This window comes from Acetobacter papayae JCM 25143, from assembly GCF_000613285.1.
Lineage (GTDB): Bacteria > Pseudomonadota > Alphaproteobacteria > Acetobacterales > Acetobacteraceae > Acetobacter > Acetobacter papayae.
On record NZ_BAIN01000112.1, the window covers coordinates 1 to 4,750 of the forward strand.

5 protein-coding genes are annotated in these 4,750 nt (G+C 63.7%); 3 read left to right on the forward strand and 2 right to left on the reverse strand.

What is annotated here, in order from left to right:
• Nucleotides 1-44: 44 nt before the first annotated feature.
• Nucleotides 45-596, reverse strand: coding sequence for a hypothetical protein (locus tag JCM25143_RS20130; RefSeq protein WP_148300153.1), 552 nt, complete (start codon nt 594-596; stop codon nt 45-47).
• A gap of 39 nt (nt 597-635) precedes the next feature.
• Between JCM25143_RS20130 and JCM25143_RS22505 the strand changes: the two genes are divergently transcribed.
• A complete protein-coding gene (locus JCM25143_RS22505) occupies nt 636-794 on the forward strand; it encodes a hypothetical protein (protein ID WP_159101662.1) in 159 nt (52 codons plus the stop codon).
• Between the two features lie 3 nt (nt 795-797).
• On the opposite strand, the gene JCM25143_RS14465 is transcribed toward JCM25143_RS22505, so the two are convergent.
• Entirely contained in the window at nt 798-2,996 is a 2,199-nt protein-coding gene (locus tag JCM25143_RS14465) for a M13 family metallopeptidase (RefSeq protein ID WP_025861742.1), read from the reverse strand.
• A gap of 68 nt (nt 2,997-3,064) precedes the next feature.
• On the opposite strand from JCM25143_RS14465, the gene JCM25143_RS14470 reads away from it, so the two are divergent.
• Together JCM25143_RS14470 and JCM25143_RS14475 are read left to right on the forward strand one after the other, a co-directional pair.
• Nucleotides 3,065-4,069 carry a 2-hydroxyacid dehydrogenase gene (locus tag JCM25143_RS14470; RefSeq protein ID WP_234395341.1) on the forward strand — a complete coding sequence of 335 codons (1,005 nt, stop codon included), beginning with the start codon at nt 3,065-3,067 and terminating at the stop codon, nt 4,067-4,069.
• A gap of 4 nt (nt 4,070-4,073) precedes the next feature.
• A partial coding sequence (locus JCM25143_RS14475) for an alpha/beta fold hydrolase (protein WP_234395342.1) occupies nt 4,074-4,750 on the forward strand: 677 nt, incomplete at its 3' end.

The following is a 4,750-nucleotide window of genomic DNA, read 5'->3' on the forward strand; positions in this document are numbered from 1 at the left end:
CGGAGCCGGGCGGCGCGGCTGGCGCGGCTGGGCGTTATGCCCGGTTACGGGTTTGGCCGGTGCCGTATGCTGGGTTTTTTCCTCCGCGCGCAAAAGCCCGTCATTGGACTGCGGCAGCGGGGGGATGAAGGCTGCTCGGTATTGCTGTGCTGGGGGCCTTCCTCAGCTTCCGCCGGAGGGGGAGGGGTGTTACTGCTTTGCGCGGGGGTATGGGCGGCATCGCCCCCCGCGGCCTCGGGCGAGGCAGGGCCGACCATGCCGGAAGAGGCAGGCGCCTGATCGAACAGCATTTCTACAGGTTGGGCGGGGGGAGATGCCGGGGAGCCGGTCATGCTGGCTGCGGCCTTGTAGCAGATGGCCAGCAGCAGCAGGGCATGCGCCCCCAGCGAGGTTGCAAGCACAGGCCCCAGTGTTGGTTCCGCGTAGCGTTCCTTGCGGATCAGCGGGGTAGAAGTTCCCCGCACCACCCAGCCCGGTACGCGCATGACAGGCAGGAGCGGGAGCAGCCGCGCCCGCTGGTCATGCGGGGGGTCATGCTCCATGGCTGATGTGCCCGAAGGGGGTGGGGCGGCGTCAGTCCGTGCGGATGACGGCACGAGACGGGGCTCCTTCCGCGCGGATGCGGAAGCGGGGCGATGCGTATCAGAAACCATGAACCGCCGGTTTTCTCCCGTTATCCCGCAGGGGATGTCTGTGCGGCGCACCTGCCCGCGCCCGGTATTGTGCCACCGCTGCCAGCCCTGTGCCACAGGGAAGTTGCGGGGGGCAAGGGGCGGGCAGGTCTTGGGGGTTAAGCGTTACCAGATCTTGACGCGCTGTTCGGGTGGCAGGTAGAGCGCCGCTCCCGGCTGCACTTTCCAGGCTTCGTACCAGAAGTCGATATTATGCATGGGAATGTTCACGCGCGCCTGCGGGGGAGAGTGCGGGTCAGTCACGATCAGGCGGCGCACGGTATCGTCGCGCAGTTTTTCACGCCAGACCTGCGCCCAGCCAAGGAACACCCGCTGGTCTCCGCTCAGCCCGTCAATGACCGGGGCTTCTTTCCCACCGAGCGAGGCGTGATAGGCGTCCAGAGCAAGGGTCAGCCCGCCCAGATCGGCGATATTCTCGCCCATGGTCAGCTTGCCGTTCACATGCAGGCCGGGCAGCACCTCAAAGGCATCGTACTGCGCGCCCAGACGGTCGGCCAGTTTCTGGAAGCGTTCGGCGTCTTCTTTCGTCCACCAGTCCTTCAGGCGGCCATGTTCGTCAAACTGGCGGCCTTCATCATCAAAGGAGTGGGTCATTTCATGCCCGATTACCCCGCCAATAGCCCCGTAATTGACTGCCGGGTCGGCCTTGGGGTTGAAAAAGGGCGGCTGAAGAATGGCGGCGGGGAATACGACTTCCACAAAAAGCGGGTTGTTGTAGGCGTTGACGGTCTGGGGCGTCATGTCCCATTCGTTGCGGTCAACCGGGCGGTCGAGCCGTTCCAGCCAGTAGTGCCATTCATAGGCGATGGCGTTGCGGGCATTGCCGTAGACATCGCCCTTGCGCACCACAAGGCTGCGGTAGTCGCGCCATGTGTTGGGGTAGCCGACCTGAATTTCAAAGTTTTCAAGCTTGCGCAGGGCGGCTTCCTTCGTGGGGCCACTCATCCATGTGTTGTTGCGCAGGCGGATGCGGAACGCGTCCTTGAGGTCGCCTGTCAGCTTCTGCATGGCGGCGCGGCTTTCGGGGGGGAAGTAGCGCTGCACATAAACTTTGCCCAGCGCCATGCCCATGGCGGAGCTGGTGGCGGTGACACCCCGCTTCCAGCGTGGTGGTAGTTCGGGCTGGCCGGTGAGGGAGCGGGTAAATGCAAAACGTGCCTGCTCGAATGCTTCCGGCAGAGAAGCCGTGGCGGAATCGACAAGGTGGAACGCCATCCACGCCTGTAGCGTCTCAGGGCTGGTTGCAGACAGCACGCGGGCCTCGCCGGTAATGGCGGAGGGTTCGCCTACGATAAGGGGGCGGCTGGCAATGTTCTGCTGCGGAATATCAGCGCTCTGGAGCCACAGGGCCCATTCAAAGCCGGGGGCCTGACTTTCCAGCTCGGACAGTGTCATGGGGTTGTAGGTTTTCTGCGGGTCACGCAGGTCGGCCCGTGCCCAATGCGTTTCGGCCAGCCGGGTTTCCAGCGTGATGATGGCCGCAGCAGCACTGGCGGGGGTGGACCAGCCCGCGAGGGTCAGGGCTTTTTCGATATAGGTCTGATAGTCCTTCTTCTTCGCGGCGAATTCGGGCTTCAGATAATAATCGCGGTCGGGCAGGCCCAGCCCGCTCTGGTCGAGATTGAGCGCGTAGCGCGTGGGGTCTTTGGCATCCGGGTTGATACCCAGTGAGAACGGCGAGAACTGGAACCCTTTGGACGATGTGCCCGCCAGACGCGCGAAGTCCTTCATGTCATGGATGGCGCGTACGGCATCCAGATCAGCCTGAAGAGGGTGCGTGCCCTGCGCTTCAATGGCGGCGGTGTCCATGAAGGAGGCGTAGAAAGTGCCCAGTTTTTCTTCCGTGGTGCGCGGTGTCTGCACAGGGTGGGCGGATAGGTCGTCAAGAATACTGCGAACGCGCGCGCGGGAGAGCTCGGCCAGAGCATTGAACGGGCCATAACTCGTCATGTCCGCGGGAATATGCAGGTGGTCCAGATAGGTGCCGTTGGCATAGCGGAAAAAATTGTTGCCCGGCTGCACGGCCAGATCACGCCCGGCAAGGTCAACGCCCCATGGGCCAAACGGGTTTTCGGTTGCCGCAATCGAGGTGGCAGCGGATGCAGACGGGGCTTTGGCGGCTGGAGCCCGGCTGGGTGCGGGCTGGGAACTGGATGATGCCGCAGGGGTGTTCCCCGACTGGGCATGCGCGGGGAGCTTGCGGCACTCGCCAGAAGGGAGACAAGCAGGGCGTGGCGGAAACAGGAACGGGCTGAACGGATAGGCACTGATTATCTCCAGAAATATGGAAGGCCGCCCGGTCACATTACTGAGCTTGTCAGTGCCTGCCTACCCTGCCGGATGAAGACTGGCGTTTAAAAGAAACGTCATTCATGCTGTCTGGTGATCGGGCAGGCATGCACGGTCTGGTGGTGAAAAGGCGGAGCAGGATTATGACATGTCTGGTGGTGAGGGCAGGTGGCAGCCGGGTTTTTCCACACTGGAAGGCGCTTTTTGCCGAGCTCATGCCGGAGCTGGAGGTCAGAGAGTGGGACGACCCCACGCTGGACCCCGCGCATATTGACTATGCACTGGTCTGGCAGCCCGAGCCGGGGCGGTTGGCGGCCATGCCCAACCTGCGCGCTATTCTGAGTGTGGCTGCCGGGGTGGAGCATGTCGTGTGCGACCCCTCATGGTCACGCAGTATTCCGCTGATCCGTATGGGAGAGGAGCAGACACGCGGCCAGATGGCCGATTACGTGCTGTGGGCCGTGCTATCGCTCCTGCGTGATGCACCGCGCTGGCAAGCGGGGCAGGCGGCCGGGCAGTGGGTGCGCCGCGAGCGAGCGCCTCTGCTTTCGTCGGATATGCAGGTGGGCGTTATGGGGCTGGGCAGTCTGGGCGAAGTTGTCGCCCGCAGGCTGGCGGCCGCAGGGTTTGGCGTGCTGGGCTGGAGCCGTAGCGAGCACAGGATTGACGATGTGCGCTGCTTCTGGGGTGAAAGCCAGCGCGCAGCGTTCGTGGCGGAATGTCATGTACTGGTCTGCCTGTTGCCCGAAACAGAGCAGACACGCGGGCTGATTACTTATGAACTGCTCGGGCAGCTACGCCAGCCTTCTGGGCTGGTCAATGTGGCGCGTGGCCCGATCGTGGTGGAAGCCGACCTGCTGCGCGCGCTGGAAGATGGCGTGCTGCATGGTGCGGTGCTGGATGTGTTCGACCATGAACCCCTTCCGCCTGAGTCCCCCCTGTGGCACGCGCCACGGGTTATGATTACGCCCCATATCGCCTCGGAAGCCTCGCGCCCTGTGCGTGCCAGACAGGTGGTGCAGACTATCCGCGCTCTTGAGCGCGGCGAGCTGGTGCCCCTGCGTTATGACCCCGCGCGGGGCTACTGAACATGTGGGGCAACCCGGAGCGGGGCGGTTGAGCATGCGCGATGGCGTAACCCGTGTGCAGGTCGGTGCGCATGAACTGTGTGTCAAACTCTCCGGCATGGCGCATCAGGGGGCCGGGTACCCGCACAGGCCGCTGCTGCTGGTGCATGGTTTTGGCGGCAGTCTTGCAAGCTGGCAGCTTGTCAGCCCCATGTTGGCGCGTAGTCGGCCCGTTATTGCGTTTGACCTGCCGGGGCATGGGGACTCCTCCAAAAATGTGGGGGAAGGCACGTTGGAGGCTTTTGCCCGTGTCACAGCCGGGCTGCTCGACGCGCTGGCTATTCCCTGTGCGCATGTTGTGGGCCATTCGCTGGGAGGGGGCGTGGCTTTAAGCCTGCTGGCGCAAAAGCCTCAAAAGCTGTGCGCACTCTCCCTGCTGGCTCCTGCCGGGTTAAGCCGCAGCATCAATATGGCGTTTATCGAGGGTTTTTTGCAGGCCACTACGCCGGAAGCCTTGCAGGCGGCCATGTATATGGCGGTGTATGGCAAGGCTTTGGTGGGGCGGCAGGCGGCGCAGGCTTTGCTGGCGGGGCTGGATCGTCCCGGTGCGCGGGAGGCTTTGCAGCAGGTGGCGCAGGCCTGTTTTGGGGGCGGTGTGCAGGCGGCAGACCTGCGCGCGGCATTGCATGTAAGCCGGTTGCC